Source organism: Streptomyces nogalater (assembly GCF_039532885.1).
Classification (GTDB): domain Bacteria; phylum Actinomycetota; class Actinomycetes; order Streptomycetales; family Streptomycetaceae; genus Streptomyces; species Streptomyces nogalater.
Genome location: NZ_BAAASM010000032.1, coordinates 234,587 through 257,717 on the forward strand (window position 1 = coordinate 234,587; position 23,131 = coordinate 257,717).

A 23,131-nucleotide genomic window follows, 5' to 3' on the forward strand; every position below is an offset into this window, starting at 1 on the left:
ATGCTGGGATCGGTGACGCACCGATAGGAGACCGCCATGAGCGCACTCACCGTCAGCCACGACGCCGAGCAGGGCTGGGACGACCTCGTCCGGTTCTGGGAGGAGATGGAATGGCCTGAGGGCAGCAAGGTGGAGATCATCGAGGGGATCGTCACCGTGTCACCTTCTCCAGCGCCACGTCACAACGTGATCGCGGAACAAATTCAGCGTCGCCTCTACCCCGCGATTCCCGATGAGTTGGGGATCTACCAGACCGTGGCCATCGCTGTCCCGTCGCGGCTGGGCATGTTCATCCCGGACCTGTTGGTGGTGCCGGTGCGGGCTTGCCGGGAGGCGGACTCCCACGTCCCCGCCGCCCTCGCCGAACTCGTCGTCGAGGTCACCTCCAAGTCCAACGCCCGCCACGACCGCGTCAGCAAGCCGGCCGCCTGCGCCGCCGCGGGCATCCCGCTCTACCTCCTCGTCGACCGCTGGGCCCCCGGAGGCCCCACCGCCACGCTGTACGGCGAACCGAAGGGGGAGGTCTACCGGGTGCTGTCCGCCGTGAAGTTCGGTGACCCGATCAAGCTGCCGGAGCCGTTCGGGATCACCCTCGACACCGGCGAGTTCCCCGTGGACTGAGGTCCTTCGGCCCGGGCGGCGATGAGTTCCGGCCACCCGGGCGGTCTACCCGCACGTGGATGCCAAGACGCCCGCCGTCGTGCTCGTGCTGACCGGTCCCGTGCGCCGGGACGAGGTGGCGGGGTGGTGTGCCGCCGTGCGGGAAGCGCTCGCGGGCGGTGGGGGCGGGGTCGTCGTGTGTGACGTGGGCGGGCTCGGGCCGCCGGGGCTGGCGGCCGTCGATCTGCTCGCCCGGCTGGAGCTGACCGCCCGCCGGGCCGGCGGGCGGATACGGCTGCGGGACGCCGACCCCGCGCTAGTCGCCCTGCTGGGCCTGGCCGGCCTCCGCTTCCAGGCGGAGGGGCAGCCCGAAGAGCGGGAACCACCGCTGGGTGTCGAGGAAGCAGTGGAAACCGGTGATCCGGCCGGCTGAGATCTCCAGCACCTGCACCGCCCACGGCGCGAACCCGCCGTTCTCCGGGTCCGGCTTGTAGTGCGCGAACGCCGGCAGGCCGTTGGCCTGGACCGGCACCAGCCGGGAACCGGCGCAGGAGGCGCCGATGGTCAGCATGAAACCGGTGATGTCGGCGGTGCCGCGCAGCCACAGGTCGAACGGCGGCATCGTCATGATGGCGTCCTCGTGCAGCAGCGCCGTCAGCGCCGTCATGTCGTAGCCCTCGAACGCCTTGACGTACCGCTCCAGCAGCTTGCGCTGCTCCTCGTCCAGCGGATCGGACACCGCTCCCTCGGGCCCCGTGTCCGGCCGCTCCGCGAGCGTGGCCCGGGCCCGCTGCAACGCGCTGTTCACCGAGGCCACCGAGGTCTCCAGCAGCTCGGCCACCTCGCTCGCCTTCCACGCGAGCACCTCGCGCAGGATCAGCACCGCCCGCTGCTTGGGCGGCAGTTGCTGGAGCGCCGCCATGAAGGCGAGGCGCACCGACTCCTTGGCGACCGCCGCCTCCGCCGGGTCCGCCACGGCCGGCAGCACCCGCGCGTCCGGCATCGGCTCCAGCCAGGTGTGGTCCGGGCGCGGGTTGAGCGCCGCCTGCGCGAGCGGGGTGGCCTCCGAAAGATCCATCGGCCGGGCCCGCTTGTTCCCCGCCGACAGCATGTCCAGGCACACGTTCGTCGCGATCCGGTACAGCCACGACCTGAGCGAGGAGCGGCCCTCGAACTTCTCGTGGTTCCGCCAGGCCCGCACCAGGGTGTCCTGCACCGCGTCCTCGGCCTCGAAGGAGGAGCCCAGCATCCGGTAGCAGTACCCGGTCAGCTCGGTCCGGTACTTCTCCAGCGCGGCATCGAGGTCCGCCGTCGCCGTTCCGTTGCCCATCGTCCACCCACCCCTGGCCGTTCCCGTGGCGCACCGTCGCACCCCAGCACATCGGAAGCTACCGCAGCCCACCGACAATGACCGCCGGAGTCGGAAAATGCCCGGCGCGCGGAGGCTGTTCGGCGCGCCGACGCCGTACGCGGGAGTGCGCGGAGGGCTCAGTGCGCCGGGGCCCGTACCGAACCCCGCGCGGGGTTCACCGCCGTCCGCCGTGCCGCCACGGAGCCGAGCACGGTGATCGCCACCACGCCCAGCACCGCCAGCAGGCCGACGCCGACCGTGCCCGTCCAGCCGCCCGCGCGGAAGGCCACCGCGCCGACCGTGCTGCCCGCGCTGGAGCCGATGTAGTACGCGGACTGGTACAGCGCCGAAGCCTGCGCGCGGCCGTGCGTGGCCGTCTTGCCGACCGCCGAGGAGGCCACCGCGTGCCCGGCGAAGAAGCCCGCCGTGATCAGCACCAGGCCCAGCAGGACCAGCGGCAGCGACGCGGCCAGGGACAGCAGCAGGCCCGCCGCCGTCGTACCGCCCGCCAGGTACAGCGCCCCCCGGCGGCCGAACCGGTCCACCAGCCGGCCCGCGGCCGAGGCGGACACCGTGCCCACCAGGTAGACCAGGAAGATCGAGCCCACGATGCCCTGCGGCAGCCCGAACGGTGCCGCCGTCAGCCGATAGCCGATCACCGTGTAGACCCCGCCGAACACCGTCATGAACAGCGCGCCGATCGCGTACAGGCGGCGCAGCAGCGGGTCGGAGAGATGACCGCGGACCGTGTTCCACAGGATGCGGGGGCGCAGCGAGCCGGGCGTGAAGTGGCGCGGGGCGGGCAGCAGCAGCCGGAACGCCACCGCGCACGCGACCGCGAGGGCGCCGATCACGCCGACCGAGACCCGCCAGCCCCACTCCTGCGCGACCCAGCCGGTGATCACCCGGCCGCTCATGCCGCCGACGCTGTTGCCCGCCACGAACAGACCGATGGCGGTGACCAGCGCCTTGGGCCGGACCTCCTCGGCCAGATAGGCCGTCGCGGAGGCCGGCAGACCGGCCAGCGCCGCGCCCTGCACGCCCCGCAGCACCACCAGCGCGCCGATCGACGGCGCGAAGGGCACCAGCAGACCGACGGCGACGGCCACGGCCAGCGAGGCCGTCATCACCGTACGGCGGCCGAATCGCTCCGACAGAGCGCTCATCGGCAGCACGAACAGGGCCAGCCCGCCGGTCGCCGCCGCCACCGTCCAGCTCGCCTCGCTCGCCGCGACCCCGAACTCCCCGGAGATCAGCGGCAGCAGCGCCTGGGTGGAGTACAGCAGGGCGAAGGTCGCGACCCCGGCGAGGAAGAGGGCGAGGCTCATCCGGCGGTAGCCGGGGCCGCCCGGAGTCATACGGGAGTCGGAGCCGGTGGTGTCGGAGCCGGAGGAGTCGGGGACGGGAACGGACGGTACGGCGCCCACGCTGGTGGACGCCCCGGTACTGGCGGGAGACATGCCTCGACCGTAGGGACGATCCGGCTCATGCGTCCAATGCATGGAACGGCCATAATCGTTCCCATGGCGCATCAGCGAAGCTCACAGCCCCGGCTGTCACCGTTCGGTGACACAGAAGACATGGCGCTGTTGCTCGCGCCCCGCCTCGCCTACTTCGCCGGGGTGGCCCGCACCGAGCACGTCACCCGGGCCGCGCAGGAGCTGAACGTCCCCCAGTCCACGCTCTCGCGCGCGATGGCCCGCCTGGAACGGGACCTGGGCGTCGACCTGTTCGCCCGCCACGGCCGCACGGTCTCCCTCACCACCGCCGGCCGCACCTTCCTCGCCTCCGCCGAACGGGCCCTCGCCGAGATCGAACGGGCCGCTGAGGAGGTCCGCGCGGACGCCGACCCGGCCACCGGCAAGGTCGCCTTCGGCTTCCTGCACACCATGGGCGCGGAGACCGTGCCCGGCCTGCTGCACGCCTTCCGCGCCGACCATCCGCGCGTCCGCTTCAGCCTGGTCCAGAACTACGGCGAGGCGATGCTGGAGCGGCTGCGCGCGGGCGAGCTGGACCTCTGCCTCACCTCGCCGGTGCCCGACGCCCCCGACCTGGTCGCCCGCCGCCTGGACGAGCAGAAGCTGCGCCTGGTCGTCCCCGCGGACCACCGGCTGGCCGCCCGCCGCCGCATCCGCCTGGCCGAGGCGGCCGAGGAAACCTTCGTCACCCTGGAGCCCGGCTACGGCCTGCGGCGCATCACCGACGACCTGTGCCGCCAGGCCGGTTTCCGGCCGCGGGTCGCCTTCGAGGGTGAGGAGGCCGAAACCCTGCGGGGCCTGGTCGCGGCCGGTCTCGGCGTGGCCCTCCTGCCCCCGCCGACGGTCCCCCGGCCCGGCGTGGTCGAACTGACGGTCACGGCCCCGCGAGCGGCCCGGGAGATCGGCGTGGCGTGGCTGGCCGACCGCCCGGACACCCCGCCGGTGGCGGCGTTCAAGAAGTTCCTGCTGTCGAGACGGGGCAATCTCCTTCCCTGAGGGACGTCCCGCACGCGGGGAGCGAGGGGGAAACCCGGTGGCCGCCGCACTCGGGCCGCCGGTAACGTCGGGCCCCGGCCGGCCGTACCACCGGCCGTCTCGCCGAGGAGCGATTCCCATGACCAGTCAGCGAGCGACGACGACCCTGTGGCGTCCCACCGGCCCCAGAGAACTGGAGCTGGTGCGCGAGCTGGACTGGCGTGCCTGGCCGCCCCGGCTTCCCGAGCAGCCGATCTTCTACCCGGTGCTCGACGAGGAGTACGCCGTGAAGATCGCCCGCGACTGGAACGTCAAGCACGACGGCGCCGGCTACGTCACCCGCTTCGACGTCGAGTCCGACTTCCTGCGCCGGTATCCGGTGCGGCAGGCCGGCGGGCGGACGATCCTCGAACTGTGGGTGCCGGCCGGGGAACTGGACGAGTTCAACGCCCATATCGTCGGCCGGATCCGGCTGGTGCACGAGTTCCGCTGAGCGGTGCCCCGCCCTACCGCCGCAACGACCGCCCGAACCCCGCCGCCAGCGGCATCCTGAGGCCGATCGGCGGGGGAGCCGCCAGGGCGTCCTCCACCGGGCGGGAGACGGGGTGGCCGAACAGGGCGCCCAGGACGAAGTCGGTGGTCAGGGCGAGGACTTCGGAGCGGTGGCCGTGCAGCCCGTGGCCGTCGGAGTGGACCTCGAAGCGGCACACCTCGCGGTTGGCCTTCTTCGCCCGCGCCGCGTAACGGAAGGACAGCTCGGGGTCGGTGCGCTCGTCGTTCGTGCCGTGGGCGATCAGGACCCGGCGGCCCATCAGTTGCCTCACCGGTTCGGCGGGAGCGGCGACATCGTCCTCCGGAAGCCACGGGGCCAGCGCCACCACGGAGTTGACGGCGTCGTGACCGCCGACGCGCAGTGCCGCCCGGCCGCCCATGTCCACACCGACCAGGCACACGGGGACATCGCCGTAGCGGCGCACGACCTCCTCGGTGGCCCACTCGGCGTCCGCCGCCGGGTGCGCCTCGCCGCCGTTCCAGCCGCGGTAGCGGTAGTGGACGCAGTGCACCGCCAGCCCCTCGGCGCGGCCCGCGCGGGCGAGGGCACGGCCCAGGGAGCGGACGAGGGAGAGGGGCCGCACGGGGGAGGGCCGGCGGGTGGAGACCTCCTGGCCGTCGGGGAGCAGCAGCACCGCTCCGCACACCGGTGTCGGCGCCGGGCCGACCGCCTTTCCCAGCCTGGCCGTTCGCACCGGCGTCGCTTGCTGTCCCATGACAGAACAGTGTCAGAAGGGGCGGTAGACGAAACCCGTACGGCGGGTCACCGTTGGATATCGACGGAAAAGCGCCGGAGACGATGCCGCCCACCGGGCGCCCACCCCTTCGAGGGCGCCGAGCGTGTAACCGAAGGCGTCGACGAGGTGCTCGCATCGTTCTCCGTCAATGCGATGAAATCGGCGTTCATTCCTTTCGATGAAAGACTCGCGGTGATCAATTGAGGTCATCAAGCCCGGATGCGCCCGGCTGAAATCCGAACGGAAGTTCCGGCAGGCCGCCTCCACCAGCGGTTCCGGCCGCACGGAGGGCTGACCGCCGGAGGCCGGACGGCCTGCGAACGCGGGCGCTTTTTCCCCGGCGTCCGCATTTCGGTGTTTGCGGCGGGTGGTGGGCGATGTTTACGGTCGTGGATCGCTCGGATCGATCGCTCGGATCGTTTGTGAGCTCCCGTCTCCGCACGCAAGGACGCATGCACCATGAAGCAGTCTGCTGCCAAGACCCTCGGTGTCGCCGCCCTGGGCGCCGCCGTCGCCGCCATCGGCGCGGGCACGGCCAACGCGGCCCCGGCCGCCCCGGACGTCGCCCGCACCCTGGACACCTTCACGAAGCTGCTGCCGCCCGAGCAGGTCCTGGACGCGGCGCCCGAGAGCGGAGCGGTGAAGACGTTCAAGCCCCTGGCCAAGGCCGGTGTCCGTGCCACGGTGCCCGCCGTCCGCAAGGGTGCCGCCGTCGCGCAGCCCGTCGTCGAGCGCGCCGTGGCCGAGGGCTCGACCAAGCCGGTCGCCGGTCTGCTCGGCGGACTGCCGGTGAAGGGCCTGCCCACGAAGGGCACGCCGGTCAACGGGATCCCGCTCGGCTGACCCCGGCCGCCGCAGGACACGCGGGGCGCTCCGGAAGGTCCGGACGCGCCCCCGCGGTGTGCTCGCCCCCTCGCACACACGGGCGCGCCGGCGGTCACCAGGCGGTGCGGGCCTTGTCCTCGGACGGCAGCAGCAGCCACAGCGCTATGTACAGCAGGAACTGCGGGCCCGGCAGCAGGCAGGACACCAGGAAGATCACCCGCATGGTCGTGGCCGAGGTGCCGAAGCGCCGGGCCAGTCCGGCGCAGACTCCGCCGATCACGCGGCCGTGGGTGGGGCGGGAAAGGGCGGTCATGTCGGCTCCTCCATGGTCGTCGGCTCGCTCCCGAGCCGGTGGCGGGACCCGGAACGGGCCCCTCAACTGCCATCCACGGTAGGCGGACGAAGAGGACGAAGCATCACTCTAAGGGGCGATACCGACCCTGGGAATCGTCGGGGTACGGCCCTGAGACAGCTCCTCCGCGATGCCGACCGCCGGCCCGGCCGCGGCGCCCGGTTCCCGCACCGCCCGCCGGCGCAGCCAGGACCGGCCGGCCGGAACGACGGCCAGGTGGGCCAGCACGACCCCCGCCGTGTTCAGCAGCAGCGAGTCGACGTCCACCACCCGGCCCGGCACCCCGGTCTGCAACAGGGCGATACCCAGGGAAATCAATGCGCCGGCCGCGGCCGTCCGGAGCAGCGAGGCGAGCGGGGAGACGGTGAGTCTGCCGTGTGCCGCCGGCAGCAGCACGCCCAGCGGGGCGAGCAGTGCGAGACCCTCGCCGAGCGGTCGGGCGGCCCCGGGCCAGCCCAGTGCCAGATCGGCCCGGATGCCCGCCAGCGGGCGCAGATTCGGGGGCATCACCCAGGGGACGTCCAGGGGGCGCAGCATCAGCCAGGCGACGAGGGCGAGGTGCGTGGCGAGGAGGACACCCCCCGTCACACGGATGCGGATCGCGGCGCTGCCGCCGATGGAGCCTTGACGCTGCACGCCCCCCTAGACGCGGTCGCGGGGCAGAACGGTTCCGTGGTGAAAACGTTCCGCCTCCGCCGCGCCGGCGTTCCGGCACACCGACGGCCACCGGCACCGGGGAACACCCGTAGGGGCAGCCGCCCGACAGTCCCTCGCGGCCAGGCAGCCTCACGCGGCCGGGCAGCCCCCCGTGGCCGGACGGCTACCCGTGTCCGGTGGGCCACCCGTGGCCGCCTACCCCGTGACCTCGCTCGACGGTGGCTGGGTGCTGCCCGGGTGGTCGCGGACCTCGTCCGTGCACTCGTACCGCCGGAGCGGGCCGGCGTCCGGGCCGCCCAGGATGACCGAGCCGTCGCCCTCCGTGGCCGCCGAGTCGGACAGCGTGCACACCAGCTGGGCCAGGGCGTAGGAGGTCAGGCGCGAGGGCCCCGTGCTCAGCCGCAGCGCGTCCTCGGGATCCTTGGGGCCGGGCCCGCGCACGCCGAGTCCGCCCGGGACGTACGTCGTATAGCCCGCGGAGCGCTCCGCCGCCGACGGGGACGCGGCGAGCTGGTCCAGCAGCCCCTGGGCCACGATCACCCGGCGCCGGGCGTCCGGGGTGCCCTCCGGGACCGGCACGGTGCGGTCCACGGCCACCAGGGAGGCCCCGCACAGCAGGAAGACCTGTACCGGCACCCCGTGCGAGGACTGCGCGGACCGGTCCGGCCCGGTCAGCGAGCACGGCACCCGGGACGGCGCCGCCCCGAAGTCGGTCGGCACCTCCGTGGCCCGGATGCCGCAGCCGGTGAGCAGTGCGCCCAGGAGGGGCAGTGCCACCAGGCGTCGTATGGTCATGACCCCTCCTTCCCCGCGCTGTCCCGCCCGGCCCCGGCGCTCTCGCCGTCCCTGCCGGCCTTGCCGTCCTTCTCGTTCTTCTCGTTCTTGCCGTCCCCGCCGTCCCCGCCGTCCCCGCCGGTCCCGCCGTCCTGTTCGGTCAGCAGTGAGGCGTCCCGGGGCAGGCGGAGCGTGAACACGGCGCCGCCCTCGGCGGAGTTCGCTGCGGTGATCTCGCCGCCGTGGATGTGGGCGTTCTCCAGGGCGATGGACAGGCCGAGCCCGCTGCCCTCGGAGCGCGGCCGGGAGGCGCTCGCCTTGTAGAAGCGGTCGAAGACGTGCGGCAGGACGTCCTCCGGGATGCCCGGCCCGTGGTCCCGGACCCGGATCTCGACCGAGTCGTCCGCCTCCCGCACCGACACCCGCACCGGCGACCCGCCGTGCTTGAGCGCGTTGCCGATCAGGTTGGCGAGGATCACGTCCAGGCGGCGCGGATCCAGCCGGGCGTGGATGCCGCGCTCGGCGTCCAGTTCGACCGCGTCCAGCCAGGCCCGGGCGTCGATGCAGGCGGTGATCTGGTCGGCCACGTCCACGTCGTCCAGGACCAGCCGGGCGGTGCCCGCGTCGAAACGGGTGACCTCCATCAGGTTCTCGACCAGGTCGTTCAGCCGCCGGGTCTCGCTGACCACCAGCCGGACCGCGGGCTCGATCATCGGATCCATGCTGCCGGTCTCCGCCTCCAGCTCCTCCTCCAGCACCTCCGTGACGGCGGTGATGGCGGTGAGCGGGGTGCGCAGCTCGTGCGACATGTCGGCGACGAACCGGCGGGACGCCTCGTCCCGCGCGGCCATCTCCGCGACCCGCTTCTCCAGCGCCTCGGCCGCGTTGTTGAACGTGCGCGACAGATCGGCGAGTTCGTCGGTGCCGGAGACCCGCAGCCGGGTGTCCAGCCTGCCCTCGCCGAGCCGCCGCGCGGCCACCCCGAGCCGGTGCACCGGCTTCAGCACGGTCGTGGCGGCGGCCTGCGCGAGCAGCGCGGCGCCGATCAGCGCGAGCCCGGTGGCGATGCCCAGCGACCAGGCCAGCGAGTTGAGGTCCTTCGCCTCCGGCTCCAGCGACTTCGCCATGTAGCCGGTCGGACCACCGCCGATGACACGAGTGCCGGCGACCAGGAACGGCGTGCCGTGGTCCACGACCCGCTGCCAGTACAGGTGGTACGGCTCCTTGTTCTGGTCGGTCACCCGCTGCCGCTTGGTCACGGCGGTGCGCAGCGACGACGGCACGTCCTCCAGCGCGAAGCCGTTGATGCCGCCCGAATTGCCGTACACCGTCTCGCCGTCGGCGTCCGTGGCGACCAGCAGCACGCTGAAGCGCTGGCTGCTGGCGGCCATCTGGCCCGCCGCGCGCTGCAGTTGGTCCTGGCTCGGATGCTCGGGCAGCGCGCCCGCGCGGTTCTGCATCTCCTGCCGGAAGTCGCGCAGCACCGCGTCCTGGGCTCGGGTGAGCACCGCCTCCCGGTTGAGCCAGTACGCGATGCCCGACGCCGACACCGCGGCGGTGAGCGCGACCAGTGCGAACACCACCACCAGGCGCAGCCGCAGACTGGTGAACCTCAGCCGCGACAGACTTCCGCCCCGCCCCGCGGCCCAGCCGCGCAGCCTCCCACGCGTACCGGTCACTGAGGGGCGTCCAGGCGGTAGCCGACACCACGGACGGTACGGATCAGCGTCGGGGACGACGGGACGTCCTCGACCTTGGCGCGCAGCCGCTGCACACACGCGTCGACCAGACGCGAGTCGCCCAGGTAGTCGTGCTCCCACACCAGCCGCAGCAACTGCTGCCGGGACAGCGCCTGACCGGGCCGCCGGCTCAGCTCCAGCAGCAGCCGCAGCTCGGTCGGGGTCAGCTGGAGGTCCTCGCCGTTCTTCGTGACCGTCATCGCCGAACGGTCGATGACGAGGTTGCCGAAGGTCGCCGAGTCGCTGGACTCGCGCTCGCCGCGCCGCAGCACGGCCCGGATCCGGGCGTCCAGCACCCGGCCCTGCACCGGCTTGACGACATAGTCGTCGGCCCCCGACTCCAGCCCGACCACCACGTCGATGTCGTCGCTGCGCGCGGTCAGCAGGATGATCGGGAGCTGGTCGGTGCGCCGGATGCGGCGGCAGACCTCGAACCCGTCGATGCCGGGCAGCATCACGTCCAGCACGATCAGGTCCGGCCGCTGTTCGCGCAGCAGCTTCAGACCGTCCTCGCCGCTGGCAGCGGTGGCCACCCGGTGCCCCTGGCGCGTCAGGGAGAGCTCCAGGGCCGTACGGATGGCGTCGTCGTCCTCGATCAGCAACAGGGAAGGCACGGCCTCATTCTGGCCCATGGACGGGGTGTCGTACGACCGGCCCGTACCACTCCTCGCGCACCGCCACCCACCGTGCGCGGCCGGTGACCGGCCCGGCCGGGCCCCCTCCGGACCCCTGTGACAGGTCTGTGACAGTCGGCGGACACGGCCATGAAGTGGCCCCGGCAGGCTTTTCGTCACGGGCCGGACGGCGAGCCGAGCCGGTCCGGCAAAACCGATTCACCGGAAGTCCACGACGGGGAGCGCGAGATGAACACGCTGCACAGCATCAGCACCAGCGCAGTGGTCACGCGTCTGCACGACGTGCACCGGGGAACCGAGAGGTCCGGTGCCGAAGGGGGCACCTCCCTGCCCGAGCGAAGCCGAGGGCTTGGGGGAGGGCGGGGGTGCGCTCGTGGCACCGGGCGTCAGCATCCGGCGTACATGTCGGTGGTTCACGCGCACACGGGGGAAACGCACGGGGGAGCCGCGTACCGGGAGGTCCCGGGGGAGCGCCGTTCGCTGTCGGAGGCGGAGTTCACCGCCTACGTCCAGGAGCGCCGCGCCTCCCTGTACGCCACCGCCTACCACCTGACCGGCGACCGCCACGAGGCCGAGGACCTGCTGCAGAGCGCGCTGTTCTCGACGTACCGGGCGTGGGACCGGATCAGCGACAAGGCCGCGGTCGGCGGTTACCTCCGCCGCACCATGACCAACCTGCACATCAGCGCCTGGCGGCGGCGCAAGCTCAACGAGTACCCGACCGAGGAACTGCCGGAGACGCCCGGCGAGACGGACGCGATGCGCGGCACCGAGCTGCGCGCGGTCCTGTGGCAGGCGCTGGCCCGGCTGCCCGAACTCCAGCGCACCATGCTGGTCCTGCGCTACTACGAGGGCCGCACGGACCCGGAGATCGCCGACATCCTCGGCATCAGCGTCGGCACGGTGAAGTCCAGCATCTGGCGCTCGCTGCGCCGCCTGCGCGACGACGAGGTCCTCAGCTTCGGCCGCGACGAAGAGACCGCCTTCGGCGAACTGGTCGCCTGAAGGCAGGGTCACCGGGGGAGGTGGCCCGAGGGGGGAACACGGGGGCACGGGGGACCACTGGGGGGTGGTCCCACGGGGAAAACGGGGGGATCACGGGGGATCACGGGGGAGAAACAGGAACGGGACTGGTGGACCGGGGGGACCGGCCAGTCCCGTTTCGCATGCCCACCGCCCGGCGGCACCTTGCGTCCGGCACCCCCCGTCCGCTACGACGCTCAGGCCGGCGTCTGCTGGCGTACCTGACGGCCCGCCGCCGCTGCCGCCAGCCGGCCCAGCGCCTCGTCCCGGTCGCAACGGTGCGCGCCGAGGGACACCTGGCGGGCGACGATCGACCGCTCCGCACGCATCAGCCGCCAGCCGCGGCGCAGCAGGAACGGCACCGACTTGCGGCCCTCCTTCAGATCGCGCAGGAAACGCCGCCGGAAGGTGGTGACCGGGCCCCGGGACAGGCACAGCGCGTCCGCCAGCACCCCCAGCTCCCGGCAGCGCCCGACGATCTCCGCGGCGAAGACGCCCTCCGCGATGAACAGCGGGGTACGGCCGATGCGCAGCGTCTCCTCGCCGGTACGGGCGCTCAGCGCGATGTCGTACACCGGCACCGGCGTCGACCCCGTGGCACACAGCCGGGCGATGGCCGCGACCGCGACGTCCGCGTCCCAGGAGTCCGGGTGGTCCCAGTCGATGTCCGAACTCCCCTCCACCAGCGGCAGAGTCGGGTCGTCGCCCTCCTTGTAGAAGTCGTCCAGGCGCAGCACGGGGAGCCCGGAGCGGGCGGCGACGAGGGACTTGCCCGAGCCCGAGGGGCCGCACAACAGCACGACGCGGGCGGAAGACGGGGGATGAATGCTCACGGAACACCAGTTTGACGCATGACGGACCGCCTGCCGACCCCGCGGGTCGGCTTTCGAGCGTGAACCCCGCCTCGGCTACCCTTCGCGCCGGAATGATTACCCACAGCATCAGAAGGTGGCGTCAACGACACCCGGGTGGCCGTCTTCCAGCCGGTCGGCACCCAGATGCCGACCCGCCCCCTGGCCCGGGCCCCGCCCCCGGGCAGCGTGCCGCCGGCGGGCCCGGTCCTCGCGTTTCCGGGCCACTGAACCCGCCGCGCCCCCCCCGCGGCGGGACCCCTCAGTAGGAAGACCCTCCGGCGCCCAGCGACCCCGTCGGATGCCACACCGTCTTCGTCTCCAGGAACGCCGTCAGCCGCTCGGTGCCGGGCGTCTCGAAGTAGTCCACAGGCTGTGGACGCAGGACCCGCTTCAGATTGTCGGCCGCCGCGATCTCCAGCTCCTTCGCCAGCGCCTGGTCCGCCCCCGCGAGGTCGATCGCGTTGACGTCCTGATGCGCGGCCAGGGGCGCCGCGAGTTCCGCCGTACGGCCGGACAGGACGTTGACGACACCGCCGGGGACGTCGGACGTGGCGAGCACCTCGCCCAGGGACAGGGCCGGCAGGGGGGCCTTCTCGGAGGCGATGACGACCGCCGTGTTGCCGGTCGCGATCACCGGGGCCACGACCGACACCAGACCGAGGAAGGACGACTCCTGCGGGGCCACGACGGCGACCACACCGGTCGGCTCGGGGGAGGAGAGGTTGAAGTACGGGCCCGCGACCGGGTTGGTGCCGCCGGTCACCTGGGCGATCTTGTCGGTCCAGCCCGCGTACCACACCCAGCGGTCGATCGTCGCGTCCACGACGGCCGCCGCCTTCGACTTGGACAGGCCCTCCGCGTCGGCCACCTCGCGCGTGAACTGCTCGCGCCGGCCCTCCAGCATCTCCGCGACGCGGTAGAGGACCTGGCCGCGGTTGTAGGCGGTCGCGCCGGACCAGCCGCCGAACGCCTTGCGCGCGGCGACCACCGCGTCCCGGGCGTCCTTGCGGGAGGAGAGGGGGGCGTTGGCCAGCCACTTGCCCTTGGAGTCCGTCACCTCGTACACCCGGCCGCTCTCGGAACGCGGGAACTTCCCGCCGACGTACAGCTTGTAGGTCTTGAAGACACTCAAACGGTCAGACATCGAGGTACGCCTCCAGGCCGTGGCGGCCGCCCTCGCGGCCGAAGCCCGACTCCTTGTAACCGCCGAACGGCGAGGTCGGGTCGAACTTGTTGAACGTGTTGGACCACACGACACCGGCGCGCAGCTTGTTCGCGACGGCCAGGATGCGCGAGCCCTTCTCCGACCAGATGCCGGCCGACAGACCGTACTGGGTGTTGTTGGCCTTGGCGACGGCCTCGTCGGGCGTACGGAAGGTGAGGACCGACAGCACCGGGCCGAAGATCTCCTCGCGGGCGATGGTGTGCGCCTGGGTGACGTTCGTGAACAGCGTCGGCGCGAACCAGTAGCCGGAGGAGGGCAGTTCGCAGGCCGGGGACCAGCGCTCGGCGCCCTCCGCCTCGCCCCGCTCGGCCAGCTCGGTGATCCGGGCCAGCTGCTCGGCGGAGTTGATCGCGCCGATGTCGGTGTTCTTGTCCAGCGGGTCGCCGAGGCGGAGCGTGGACAGCCGGCGCTTGAGGGCGTCCAGCAGCTCGTCCTGGACCGACTCCTGCACCAGCAGGCGGGAGCCCGCGCAGCAGACCTGGCCCTGGTTGAAGAAGATGCCGCTCACGATGCCCTCGACGGCCTGGTCGAGCGGCGCGTCGTCGAAGACGATGTTGGCGCCCTTGCCGCCCAGTTCCAGCGTCAGCTTCTTCGCCGTACCGGCGACCGTGCGGGCGATCTCCTTGCCGACGGCCGTGGAACCGGTGAACGCCACCTTGTTCACGTCCGGGTGGGCGACCAGCGCGGCGCCCGCCTCGCCGTAGCCCGGGAGGATGTTGACGACACCCTTGGGCAGGCCGGCCTGGCGGCAGATGTCCGCGAAGAACAGGGCCGACAGCGGGGTGGTCTCGGCCGGCTTCAACACGACCGTGTTGCCGGTCGCCAGCGCCGGGGCGATCTTCCACGCCAGCATCAGGAGGGGGAAGTTCCAGGGGATGACCTGGCCCGCGACGCCCAGCGGGCGCGGGTTCGCGCCGAAGCCGGCGTGGTCGAGCTTGTCGGCCCAGCCCGCGTAGTAGAAGAAGTGCGCGGCGACCAGCGGGAGGTCCGCGTCGCGCGTCTCCTTGATCGGCTTGCCGTTGTCCAGCGTCTCCAGGACGGCCAGCTCGCGGCTGCGCTCCTGGATGATGCGGGCGATGCGGAACAGGTACTTGGCGCGCTCGGCGCCGGGCAGCGCCGACCACTTCTCGAACGCCTTGCGGGCGGCCTTGACCGCGCGGTCGACGTCCTCGGCGCCGGCCCGGGCGACCTCGGAGAGGACCTCCTCCGTCGCCGGGGCGATCGTCTTGAAGACCTTGCCGTCGGCGGCCTCGGTGAACTCGCCGTCGATGAACAGGCCGTACGAGGGAGCGATGTCGACGACCGAGCGGGACTCGGGCGCGGGCGCGTACTCGAATGCGGATGCCATGGGGATCAGTCCACCGTTACGTAGTCGGGGCCGGAGTAGCGGCCCGTGGCCAGCTTCTGGCGCTGCATCAGCAGGTCGTTGAGGAGCGAGGAGGCGCCGAAGCGGAACCAGTGGTTGTCCAGCCAGTCCGCGCCCGCGGTCTCGTTGACCAGCACCAGGAACTTGATCGCGTCCTTGCTGGTGCGGATGCCGCCGGCCGGCTTCACACCGACCTGGACGCCGGTCTGCGCCCGGAAGTCGCGCACCGCCTCCAGCATGAGCAGGGTGTTCGCGGGGGTCGCGTTGACGGCCACCTTGCCGGTGGAGGTCTTGATGAAGTCGGCGCCGGCCAGCATGCCGAGCCAGGAGGCGCGGCGGATGTTGTCGTACGTCGACAGCTCGCCCGTCTCGAAGATGACCTTCAGCCGGGCGCTCGTCCCGCAGGCCTCCTTCACGGCGACGATCTCCTCGTACACCTTCAGGTACCTGCCGGCCAGGAAGGCGCCCCGGTCGATGACCATGTCGATCTCGTCGGCGCCGGCGGCGACGGCCTCGCGCACGTCGGCCAGCTTCACGTCGAGCGCGGCCCGGCCGGCCGGGAAAGCGGTGGCCACCGAGGCGACCTTCACGCCGGAGCCGGCGACGGCCTCCTTGGCGACGGCCACCATGTCGGGATAGACGCAGACCGCGGCCGTCGTGGGGGTCGTACGGTCCGTGGGGTCGGGGTGGACCGCCTTGGTGCCGAGCGCCCGGACCTTGCCCGGGGTGTCCGCGCCTTCCAGCGTCGTCAGGTCGACCATCGAGATGGCGAGGTCGATGGCGTACGCCTTCGCGGTGGTCTTGATGGAGCGGGTGCCGAGGGACGCGGCGCGCGCCTCCAGGCCGACCGCGTCGACGCCGGGCAGCCCGTGCAGGAAGCGGCGCAGCGTGCTGTCGGACGCGGCGACGTCCGAGAGAACGTGGGCTGAGGATGCGGTAGTGGGCATGGTCACCAGACGAGCATATCTACGCGCGTAGCGGATGGGAAGTCCCGGGACGGCGGACAGGGCCGGGTCCGGGCGGGGATCCGCCACACGGGTGAGTCCGCGTCGCCGTGGGGCAGAATCGGCCCATGACCACCCCGGATCACCCGTCACCCGCGTCACAGCCTCCGGTGCCCGTCGGCAAGGACCGGATCTACCGCTCACCCCTGGGGCTGGCGGGAGGCGTGCTGCTGCTCCTGGTCGTGCTCTGGCTGGGCTTCGACGCGCTGTTCAAGGGCCAGGGCCGCACCCCGTGGCTGGCGCTGGCCGGCCTGATCCTGGTCGTACCGCTGATCCTCGCCTTCACGCTCCGCCCGGCGGTCTTCGCCAACGAGGAGCGGCTGCGCGTGCGCAACCCGTTCCGGGTGATCACCCTGCCCTGGGGGGAGGTCGCCGGCCTGCGCTCCGGCTACACCAACGAGGTCCTCGCCAGGTCCGGCGCCAAGTACCAGCTGTGGGCGATCCCCGTCTCGCTGCGCGCCCGCAAGAAGGCGGCCCGCCGTCAGCAGCGGGCCGCGGCGGACGCGTCCCGCGGCCGGACGCCGGGCGGCCGGGGCGGCGGGCTCGGGCCGGCCGGCCCGGGCTTCGGCGGCTTCGCCCTGCGCGGCCCCGACACCGGACCCACCCGCGCCGACACCGACAAGGTGATGGACGACCTGCGCGACCTCCTGGAACAGCACGCCGAGGCCGAGCCCGCGCAGGGCGAGATCACCGTCCGCTGGGCCTACGAGGTGGCCGCACCCGCGGTCGCCGGAGCGGTACTGCTGGCGATCCTCCTCGCCACGGGCTGAGCCCGTCCCGGACCGCGGGGGGACCCAGTGCCCGGCCGCCTGGCCTGTAGGAGTCCGGCGGCGGCCGGGCGGGCCGGGCCACGGCTCGTACGGCCGCCGGATCGGTTCGGGCACGGCGCGGCGCCGGGCTCCCCGTGAGGGGTGCCCGGCGCCGGTTGGTCCAGGGGAGCGGGTCAGATGCCCGCGGCCGCCGACAGGTCGTGCTTGATGGTGGTCAGGAGTTCGGTCGCGCGGGCGCGGGCGGCCGGGAGGCCGGAGTGGGTGGAGACCGGTACGACGACCTCCAGGTAGCACTTCAGCTTCGGCTCGGTGCCGCTGGGGCGGACGATGACCCGGGCGCCGTCCAGGGTGTAGCGCAGGCCGTCGGTGGGCGGCAGGCTCTCGGAGCCGCGGGCCAGGTCCTCGGCCCGGACGACGGGCAGGCCGGCCAGCTCGGCCGGCGGCCGCTCGCGCAGCCGGCGCATCGCGTCCGCGATCAGCGACAGGTCCTTCACCCGCACCGACAGCTGGTCGGTGGCGTGCAGGCCGTGCTCCACGGCGAGGTCGTCGAGCAGGTCGAGAAGGGTGCGGCCCTCCTCCTTCAGCACCGACGCCAGCTCGGTGATCAGCAGCGCGGCGGTGATGCCGTCCTTGTCGCGCACGCCCTCGGGGTCCACGCAGTAGCCGAGGGCCTCCTCGTAGCCGTAGCGCAGGCCGTCGACGCGGGCGATCCACTTGAAGCCGGTCAGGGTCTCCTCGTGCGGCAGCCCCGCCTTGCCGGCGATCCGGCCGAGCAGGGAGGAGGAGACGATCGACTCCGCGAAGGTGCCGGTCGCGCCGCGGCGGACCAGGTGGGCGGCGAGCAGCGCGCCGACCTCGTCGCCGCGCAGCATCCGCCAGTCGGCGCCGTCCTTGACGGCCACCGCGCAGCGGTCGGCGTCGGGGTCGTTGGCGATGACCAGGTCCGGCCCGGTGGCGCGGGCCCGGGCGAACGCCAGGTCCATGGCGCCCGGCTCCTCCGGGTTCGGGAAGGCGACCGTCGGGAAGTCCGGGTCCGGTTCGGCCTGCTCGGCGACCAGCACCGGCTCGGGGAAGCCGGCCCGGGCGAAGGCGGCCAGCAGCACGTCCTTGCCGACGCCGTGCATGGCCGTGTAGACCGTGCGGGCGGTGCGCGGGGAGTCCGCCGCGAGGACGGCGTCCGTACGGGCCAGATAGGCGTCCAGGACCGAGTCGTCCAGGATCTCCCAGCCGGCGTCCGGGCGCGGCACGTCGTGCAGGGAGGCGATGGCGTCGATCTCGGCGGCGATCTCGGCGTCCGCGGGCGGCACGATCTGGGAGCCGTCGCCCAGGTAGACCTTGTAACCGTTGTCCCGGGGCGGGTTGTGGCTGGCGGTGACCTCCACACCGGCCACCGCGCCGAGGTGCCGGATCGCGAAGGCCAGCACGGGGGTGGGCAGCGGGCGGGGGAGTACGGCGGCACGCAGGCCGGCGCCGGTCATCACGGCGGCGGTGTCCCGGGCGAAGTCGGCCGACTTGTGCCGGGCGTCGTAGCCGACGACCACCAGGCCGTCGCCCTGTCCCCGCTTCCTCAGGTACGCGGCGAGGCCGGCGGCGGCGCGGATGACGACGCTGCGGTTCATGCGCATGGGGCCGGCGCCGAGTTCGCCGCGCAGGCCCGCCGTGCCGAACTGGAGCGTGCCGCCGAAGCGGGCCGACAGCTCGGCCGTGTCACCGGCGTCGATCAGCTTGGCCAGTTCGTCGCGGGTCTCCTGGTCGGGGTCCTCGGCGAGCCAGGCCTCGGCCCGGGCGATGAGATCGTCGTGCACCTTGGGATCAACCTCTCCTAGTCGTCGCTGGGGGCTCCGCCCCCGGACCCCCGTTCGCCCGCCCGAGACCATCGGCTCGGAGGCGGACGTACGGGAGCCCCCGTCACCGGCGCCGCGGCGCCCGCGTCCCTTTACAGCTTGCCCAGCACCTGCGCCAGCAGCTGGCCCATCCGGGCCGCCGAGTCGCGGCCGGCCTGGAGGACCTCCTCGTGGTTGAGGGGCTCGCCGGTCATGCCCGCGGCCAGGTTGGTGACCAGCGAGATGCCCAGCACCTCGGCGCCCGCCTCACGGGCGGCGATGGCCTCCAGGACCGTGGACATGCCGACCAGGTCCGCGCCGATGACACGGGCCATGCGGACCTCGGCCGGGGTCTCGTAGTGCGGGCCGGGGAACTGGGCGTAGACGCCCTCCTCCAGCGTGGGGTCGATCTCCTTGCACAGGGCGCGCAGGCGCGGCGAGTACAGGTCCGTCAGGTCGACGAAGTTCGCGCCGACGATCGGGGACGTCGCCGTGAGGTTGATGTGGTCGCTGATCAGCACCGGCTGGCCGGGGCGCATGCCCTCGCGCAGACCGCCGCAGCCGTTGGTGAGCACCACGGTCTTGCAGCCGGCCGCGACCGCCGTGCGCACACCGTGCGCGACCGCCGCGACGCCCCGGCCCTCGTAGTAGTGGGTGCGGCCCAGGAAGACCAGGGCGCGCTTGTCACCGAAGGAGTACGAGCGGATCTTGCCGCCGTGCCCCTCGACGGCCGGCGGCGGGAAGCCGGGCAGCTCGGTGACCTGGAACTCGGCGTCGGGGGCGCCCAGCGCGTCGACGGCCGGAGCCCAGCCGGAGCCCATCACGAGGGCGACGTCGTGGGTCTCGGCGCCGGTGAGGGCGCGCAGGCGCGCGGCGGCGGCGTCGGCGGCGGCGTAGGGGTCGCCCTGGATGTCGTCCGGAAGAAGAGATGCGTTCACGCCGATGAGGGTAACCGCTCTTCGCCTACGCGCGTAGATGACAGAGCGCACGGGTTTGGGTTCGTTGCCTTGTCGTTTTCCACAAAGGACGGACGAAACGGGAGGTAAGGGGCGGTGCGCCCCTCTCAGCAGGGGCGCTTGCGGAGTTCCATCACATAGTCGTGCGGGGCGCCCGCCGACTCCGCCGCGTCGGCGATCTCGCCCAGATAGCGCGCCGACGGCAGCCCGCCCTCGTAGCCGTTGAGGACGTACGCCCAGGCCGGCTCCTCACCGTCCAGGGTGTGCGCGCGCACGCGGACCCGGCGGTACAGGTCCAGCCCCACCCCTTCCCACCGGTCGAGCGACTCCTCGTCCATCGGCGCGATGTCGTACAGGCCGACGAAGACCTGGGCCAGCGGGTCCTCGACGATCGTCGCCAGCGCGCCCTCCCAGCCCAGCTGCTCGCCGCCGAAGGTCAGCCGCCAGCCGTTGAGCCAGCCGGTGGCGCGCAGCGGCGAGTGCGGGGCGCGGCGGGACATCAGACGCGCGTCGAGGTTGCCGGCGTAGGCGGCATAGAGCGACATGGGGAGAGGGTACGGCAGACGTCCCGCGCGCCCCGTGCGTCACGGGAGCGACCCGGCGGCGCCCCCGGGCAGTGGCACCTTGAAGCGTGCGGGACAATGGGGTACGTGACTCGGATCGTGATCATCGGTGGCGGACCCGGCGGATACGAGGCGGCCTTGGTGGCCGCCCAGCTCGGCGCGGAGGTGACCGTCGTCGACTGCGACGGTCTGGGCGGAGCGTCGGTGCTGACCGACTGCGTGCCGTCGAAGACCCTTATCGCCACGGCCGAGGTGATGACCACCTTCGACTCCTCCTACGAGGAGCTGGGGATCATCGTCGCCGACGACACCCCGCCGCTGGAGCGGTCGGCCCGGGTGGTCGGGGTGGACCTCGGCAAGGTCAACCGCCGGGTGAAGCGCCTCGCGCTCGCCCAGTCCCACGACATCACCGCGTCCGTCACGCGCGCCGGCGCCCGGGTCATGCGCGGGCGCGGCCGGCTGGACGGCATGCAGGCCCTGGACGGGTCCCGCAAGGTCGTCGTCACCGCCGCCGACGGCACCGAGGAGACCCTCACCGCCGACGCCGTCCTCATCGCCACCGGCGGGCACCCGCGCGAGCTGCCCGACGCCCGCCCCGACGGCGAGCGCATCCTGAACTGGACCCAGGTCTACGACCTCACCGAGCTGCCCGAAGAGCTGATCGTGGTCGGCTCCGGCGTCACCGGCGCCGAGTTCGCCGGTGCCTACCAGGCCCTCGGCTCCAAGGTCACCCTGGTCTCCTCCCGCGACCGTGTGCTGCCCGGCGAGGACCCGGACGCCGCCGCCGTGCTGGAGGACGTCTTCCGGCGCCGCGGCATGAACGTCATGGCCCGCTCCCGCGCGCAGTCCGCCAAGCGCGTCGGCGACCGGGTCGAGGTGGCGCTGGCCGACGGCCGGGTCATCACCGGCACCCACTGCCTGATGGCCGTCGGCGCCATCCCCAACAGCGCGGGCCTGGGCCTGGAGGAGGCCGGCGTCAAGCTGCGCGAGTCCGGGCACATCTGGACCGACAGGGTCTCGCGCACCACCGCCCCCGGCGTCTACGCGGCCGGTGACGTGACCGGCGTCTTCGCCCTCGCGTCCGTGGCCGCCATGCAGGGGCGGATCGCCATGTACCACTTCCTGGGCGACGCGGTGGCCCCGCTGGACCTCAAGGCGGTCTCCTCGAACGTCTTCACGGACCCCGAGATCGCGACCGTCGGCTACACGCAGGCGGACGTGGACGCGGGCAAGATCGACGCGCGCGTGGTCAAGCTGCCGCTGCTGCGCAACCCGCGCGCGAAGATGCAGGGCATCCGGGACGGCTTCGTGAAGATCTTCTCCCGGCCGGGCACCGGGATCGTCGTCGGCGGTGTCGTGGTGGCGCCGCGCGCCTCGGAACTGATCCACCCCATCTCGATCGCCGTCGACAACAATCTGACGGTCGAACAGATCGCGAACGCCTTCACCGTGTACCCCTCCCTTTCGGGGTCGATCGCGGAGGTCGCCCGGCAGCTGCACACCCGCAAGGCGAGCGCGGAGGGCTGACGGCCCCGGCCGGCTTTTCGCTGGTCACCGGGGGCACGGGCGTCGAGGGGCGGCGAAATCGTCCCGATCGGCGCCCTATACCACTTCGTGCCCCACGCTGCGAACAACTTCTGCTATTCGGCGCAAACTGCTGAAAGCAGACGGTCGCTGGGGTTACTGTCAGTTTCGTGTTCGCTGCTGAACGTCGCCAATTGATCCTCGAAATGGTGCGAGCGAACGGTGCCGTGTCGCTCCGTGAGCTCGCCCGCGTCGTCCAGACCTCCGAAGTGACCGTACGGCGGGACGTGCGCGCGCTGGAGGCAGAAGGACTCCTCGACCGCCGCCACGGCGGTGCGGTACTGCCGGGCGGGTTCACGCGGGAGTCCGGTTTCCCGCAGAAGTCGCATCTCGCGACCGCCGAGAAGACGGCCATCGCCGACCGCGCCGCGGGCCTCGTCGACGAGGGCGAGGCCATCGTGGTCGGTGCGGGTACGACCACGCAGGAGCTGGCCCGCCGCCTCGCGCGCGTGCCGGGCCTGACGGTCGTCACCAACTCCCTCCTGGTCGCCCAGGCGCTGGCCCACGCCAACCGGGTGGAGGTCGTGATGACCGGGGGCACCCTGCGCGGCTCCAACTACGCCCTCGTCGGCTCCGGCGCCGAGCAGTCCCTCCAGGGCCTGCGCGTCTCCAAGGCCTTCCTCTCCGGAAGCGGTCTGACCGCCGAACGCGGGCTGTCCACCTCCAACATGCTCTCGGCGTCCGTCGACCGGGCGCTCGTCCAGGCCGCCGCGGAGGTCGTGGTCCTCGCCGACCACACCAAGCTCGGCACGGACACGATGTTCCAGACCGTGCCGACGGACCTGATCACCCGCCTGGTCACCGACGAGCCCCCGCCCCACGACGACCGCGCGGCCACCGAACTGCAGGCCCTCGCCGACCAGGGCGTCCAGATCGCCGTTGCGGGGGCGAGCGGAAACCCGGGGGGTGACCAGGTCCCGGCGGGCCGCCGCACCTCCCTGCCGGGACCCCGCAGAAGCCACGTACCGGGGGCCTCCCCCCTCCGCTCCGCCACCGCGCTGCCCGAACCGACCCCGGCCGAACGGGGCCGGGTGGCGGACCTGCGACGACGCTGAGCGCCCCGCCGGAACACCCGGCCCGTACGGTACGGACGACCGGCGTGCCGGGCCGGTACGGAGCCCGGAACGCGGGCGGCCCCCGGCGACATGCGCCAGGGGCCGACTCGCTTCACTGCCGTACGACCGCGGTTCAGTCCTTGATGTCGCAGATGGGGGCGCCGGAGGTGAGGGAGGCGCCGATTTCGGCGGTCAGGCCTTTGATGGTGCCGGCCTTGTGGGCGTTGAGGGGC

General features: G+C 72.8%; 24 protein-coding genes and 1 pseudogene. 10 read left to right on the forward strand and 15 right to left on the reverse strand.

Annotated elements, in window-relative coordinates; genetic code table 11:
• Window positions 1–36 precede the first annotated feature (36 nt).
• On the forward strand, window positions 37–621 hold the full coding sequence (locus tag ABD350_RS22535) for a Uma2 family endonuclease (RefSeq protein ID WP_344350048.1): 585 nt from the start codon (window positions 37–39) through the stop codon (window positions 619–621).
• Window positions 622–676: 55 nt separating this feature from the next.
• Window positions 677–1,033, forward strand: a complete 357-nt coding sequence (locus ABD350_RS22540) for an STAS domain-containing protein (protein WP_344350049.1) — start codon at window positions 677–679, stop codon at window positions 1,031–1,033.
• Here the strand turns inward: ABD350_RS22540 and ABD350_RS22545 are convergent.
• Both ABD350_RS22545 and ABD350_RS22550 read right to left on the reverse strand, forming a co-directional pair.
• Entirely contained in the window at window positions 917–1,930 is a 1,014-nt protein-coding gene (locus ABD350_RS22545; protein WP_344350050.1) for a sigma-70 family RNA polymerase sigma factor, read from the reverse strand. The genes ABD350_RS22540 and ABD350_RS22545 overlap by 117 nt on opposite strands.
• A gap of 158 nt (window positions 1,931–2,088) precedes the next feature.
• Window positions 2,089–3,411, reverse strand: coding sequence for an MFS transporter (locus ABD350_RS22550; RefSeq protein ID WP_344350051.1), 1,323 nt, complete (start codon window positions 3,409–3,411; stop codon window positions 2,089–2,091).
• 63 nt (window positions 3,412–3,474) lie between these two features.
• Between ABD350_RS22550 and ABD350_RS22555 the strand changes: the two genes are divergently transcribed.
• Window positions 3,475–4,425 carry a LysR family transcriptional regulator gene (locus ABD350_RS22555; RefSeq protein WP_344350052.1) on the forward strand — a complete coding sequence of 317 codons (951 nt, stop codon included), beginning with the start codon at window positions 3,475–3,477 and terminating at the stop codon, window positions 4,423–4,425.
• Window positions 4,426–4,543: 118 nt separating this feature from the next.
• Window positions 4,544–4,897, forward strand: coding sequence for a hypothetical protein (locus ABD350_RS22560; RefSeq protein WP_344350053.1), 354 nt, complete (start codon window positions 4,544–4,546; stop codon window positions 4,895–4,897).
• Between the two features lie 13 nt (window positions 4,898–4,910).
• Here ABD350_RS22560 and ABD350_RS22565 read toward each other — a convergent pair whose 3' ends face one another.
• Complete coding sequence (locus ABD350_RS22565; protein WP_344350054.1) at window positions 4,911–5,672, reverse strand: alpha/beta hydrolase family protein; 762 nt, start codon at window positions 5,670–5,672, stop codon at window positions 4,911–4,913.
• Between the two features lie 159 nt (window positions 5,673–5,831).
• Between ABD350_RS22565 and ABD350_RS22570 the strand changes: the two are divergent.
• Together ABD350_RS22570 and ABD350_RS22575 are read left to right on the forward strand one after the other, a co-directional pair.
• Window positions 5,832–5,988, forward strand: a pseudogene (locus ABD350_RS22570) (adenosine deaminase); the annotation flags it as partial.
• Window positions 5,989–6,152: 164 nt separating this feature from the next.
• Complete coding sequence (locus ABD350_RS22575) at window positions 6,153–6,536, forward strand: ATP-binding protein (RefSeq protein ID WP_344350055.1); 384 nt, start codon at window positions 6,153–6,155, stop codon at window positions 6,534–6,536.
• A 94-nt stretch (window positions 6,537–6,630) separates the two neighbouring features.
• Here ABD350_RS22575 and ABD350_RS22580 read toward each other — a convergent pair whose 3' ends face one another.
• The 5 genes from ABD350_RS22580 to afsQ1 all read right to left on the reverse strand — a co-directional run bounded on the left by ABD350_RS22580 (window position 6,631) and on the right by afsQ1 (window position 10,654).
• The gene (locus ABD350_RS22580) at window positions 6,631–6,831 is read right to left on the reverse strand and encodes a PspC domain-containing protein (protein ID WP_014674578.1); all 201 of its coding nucleotides are present in this window, start codon (window positions 6,829–6,831) and stop codon (window positions 6,631–6,633) included.
• A 108-nt stretch (window positions 6,832–6,939) separates the two neighbouring features.
• On the reverse strand, window positions 6,940–7,506 hold the full coding sequence (locus tag ABD350_RS22585) for a VanZ family protein (protein WP_344350056.1): 567 nt from the start codon (window positions 7,504–7,506) through the stop codon (window positions 6,940–6,942).
• 216 nt (window positions 7,507–7,722) lie between these two features.
• Window positions 7,723–8,322 (reverse strand): hypothetical protein, encoded by a 600-nt coding sequence (locus ABD350_RS22590; protein WP_344350057.1) that lies wholly within the window; start codon window positions 8,320–8,322, stop codon window positions 7,723–7,725.
• Entirely contained in the window at window positions 8,319–9,980 is a 1,662-nt protein-coding gene (locus ABD350_RS22595) for an ATP-binding protein (RefSeq protein ID WP_382466951.1), read from the reverse strand. The genes ABD350_RS22590 and ABD350_RS22595 overlap by 4 nt, the downstream gene beginning before the upstream one ends.
• Window positions 9,977–10,654, reverse strand: coding sequence for a two-component system response regulator AfsQ1 (gene afsQ1 / locus ABD350_RS22600; RefSeq protein ID WP_106980762.1), 678 nt, complete (start codon window positions 10,652–10,654; stop codon window positions 9,977–9,979). Before afsQ1 ends, ABD350_RS22595 begins: the two co-directional genes overlap by 4 nt.
• A 249-nt stretch (window positions 10,655–10,903) precedes the next feature.
• Between afsQ1 and ABD350_RS22605 the strand changes: the two genes are divergently transcribed.
• Entirely contained in the window at window positions 10,904–11,680 is a 777-nt protein-coding gene (locus ABD350_RS22605; protein WP_344350058.1) for a SigE family RNA polymerase sigma factor, read from the forward strand.
• A gap of 215 nt (window positions 11,681–11,895) precedes the next feature.
• Here the strand turns inward: ABD350_RS22605 and ABD350_RS22610 are convergent, their stop codons facing one another.
• From ABD350_RS22610 to deoC, 4 genes are all read right to left on the reverse strand, one after another.
• Window positions 11,896–12,531, reverse strand: coding sequence for a uridine kinase family protein (locus ABD350_RS22610; RefSeq protein WP_382466952.1), 636 nt, complete (start codon window positions 12,529–12,531; stop codon window positions 11,896–11,898).
• 280 nt (window positions 12,532–12,811) lie between these two features.
• Complete coding sequence (locus ABD350_RS22615) at window positions 12,812–13,696, reverse strand: aldehyde dehydrogenase family protein (protein WP_344350059.1); 885 nt, start codon at window positions 13,694–13,696, stop codon at window positions 12,812–12,814.
• Complete coding sequence (locus ABD350_RS22620; protein WP_344350060.1) at window positions 13,689–15,125, reverse strand: aldehyde dehydrogenase family protein; 1,437 nt, start codon at window positions 15,123–15,125, stop codon at window positions 13,689–13,691. The genes ABD350_RS22615 and ABD350_RS22620 overlap by 8 nt, the downstream gene beginning before the upstream one ends.
• Window positions 15,126–15,130: 5 nt before the next feature.
• Window positions 15,131–16,090, reverse strand: a complete 960-nt coding sequence (deoC, locus tag ABD350_RS22625; protein ID WP_344350077.1) for a deoxyribose-phosphate aldolase — start codon at window positions 16,088–16,090, stop codon at window positions 15,131–15,133.
• A gap of 125 nt (window positions 16,091–16,215) precedes the next feature.
• On the opposite strand from deoC, the gene ABD350_RS22630 reads away from it, so the two are divergent.
• Window positions 16,216–16,917, forward strand: a complete 702-nt coding sequence (locus tag ABD350_RS22630; protein WP_344350061.1) for a PH domain-containing protein — start codon at window positions 16,216–16,218, stop codon at window positions 16,915–16,917.
• 173 nt (window positions 16,918–17,090) lie between these two features.
• Here the strand turns inward: ABD350_RS22630 and ABD350_RS22635 are convergent, their stop codons facing one another.
• From ABD350_RS22635 to ABD350_RS22645, 3 genes are all read right to left on the reverse strand, one after another.
• Window positions 17,091–18,722 (reverse strand): phospho-sugar mutase, encoded by a 1,632-nt coding sequence (locus ABD350_RS22635; RefSeq protein WP_344350062.1) that lies wholly within the window; start codon window positions 18,720–18,722, stop codon window positions 17,091–17,093.
• Window positions 18,723–18,853: 131 nt separating this feature from the next.
• Window positions 18,854–19,678 carry a purine-nucleoside phosphorylase gene (locus ABD350_RS22640; protein ID WP_344350063.1) on the reverse strand — a complete coding sequence of 275 codons (825 nt, stop codon included), beginning with the start codon at window positions 19,676–19,678 and terminating at the stop codon, window positions 18,854–18,856.
• Window positions 19,679–19,803: 125 nt separating this feature from the next.
• The gene (locus tag ABD350_RS22645; protein ID WP_030789665.1) at window positions 19,804–20,241 is read right to left on the reverse strand and encodes a gamma-glutamylcyclotransferase family protein; all 438 of its coding nucleotides are present in this window, start codon (window positions 20,239–20,241) and stop codon (window positions 19,804–19,806) included.
• Window positions 20,242–20,337: 96 nt separating this feature from the next.
• On the opposite strand from ABD350_RS22645, the gene ABD350_RS22650 reads away from it, so the two are divergent.
• Both ABD350_RS22650 and ABD350_RS22655 read left to right on the forward strand, forming a co-directional pair.
• Entirely contained in the window at window positions 20,338–21,786 is a 1,449-nt protein-coding gene (locus ABD350_RS22650; RefSeq protein WP_344350064.1) for an NAD(P)H-quinone dehydrogenase, read from the forward strand.
• Between the two features lie 167 nt (window positions 21,787–21,953).
• Window positions 21,954–22,898, forward strand: a complete 945-nt coding sequence (locus ABD350_RS22655; RefSeq protein ID WP_465270422.1) for a DeoR/GlpR family DNA-binding transcription regulator — start codon at window positions 21,954–21,956, stop codon at window positions 22,896–22,898.
• Window positions 22,899–23,131 lie beyond the last annotated feature (233 nt).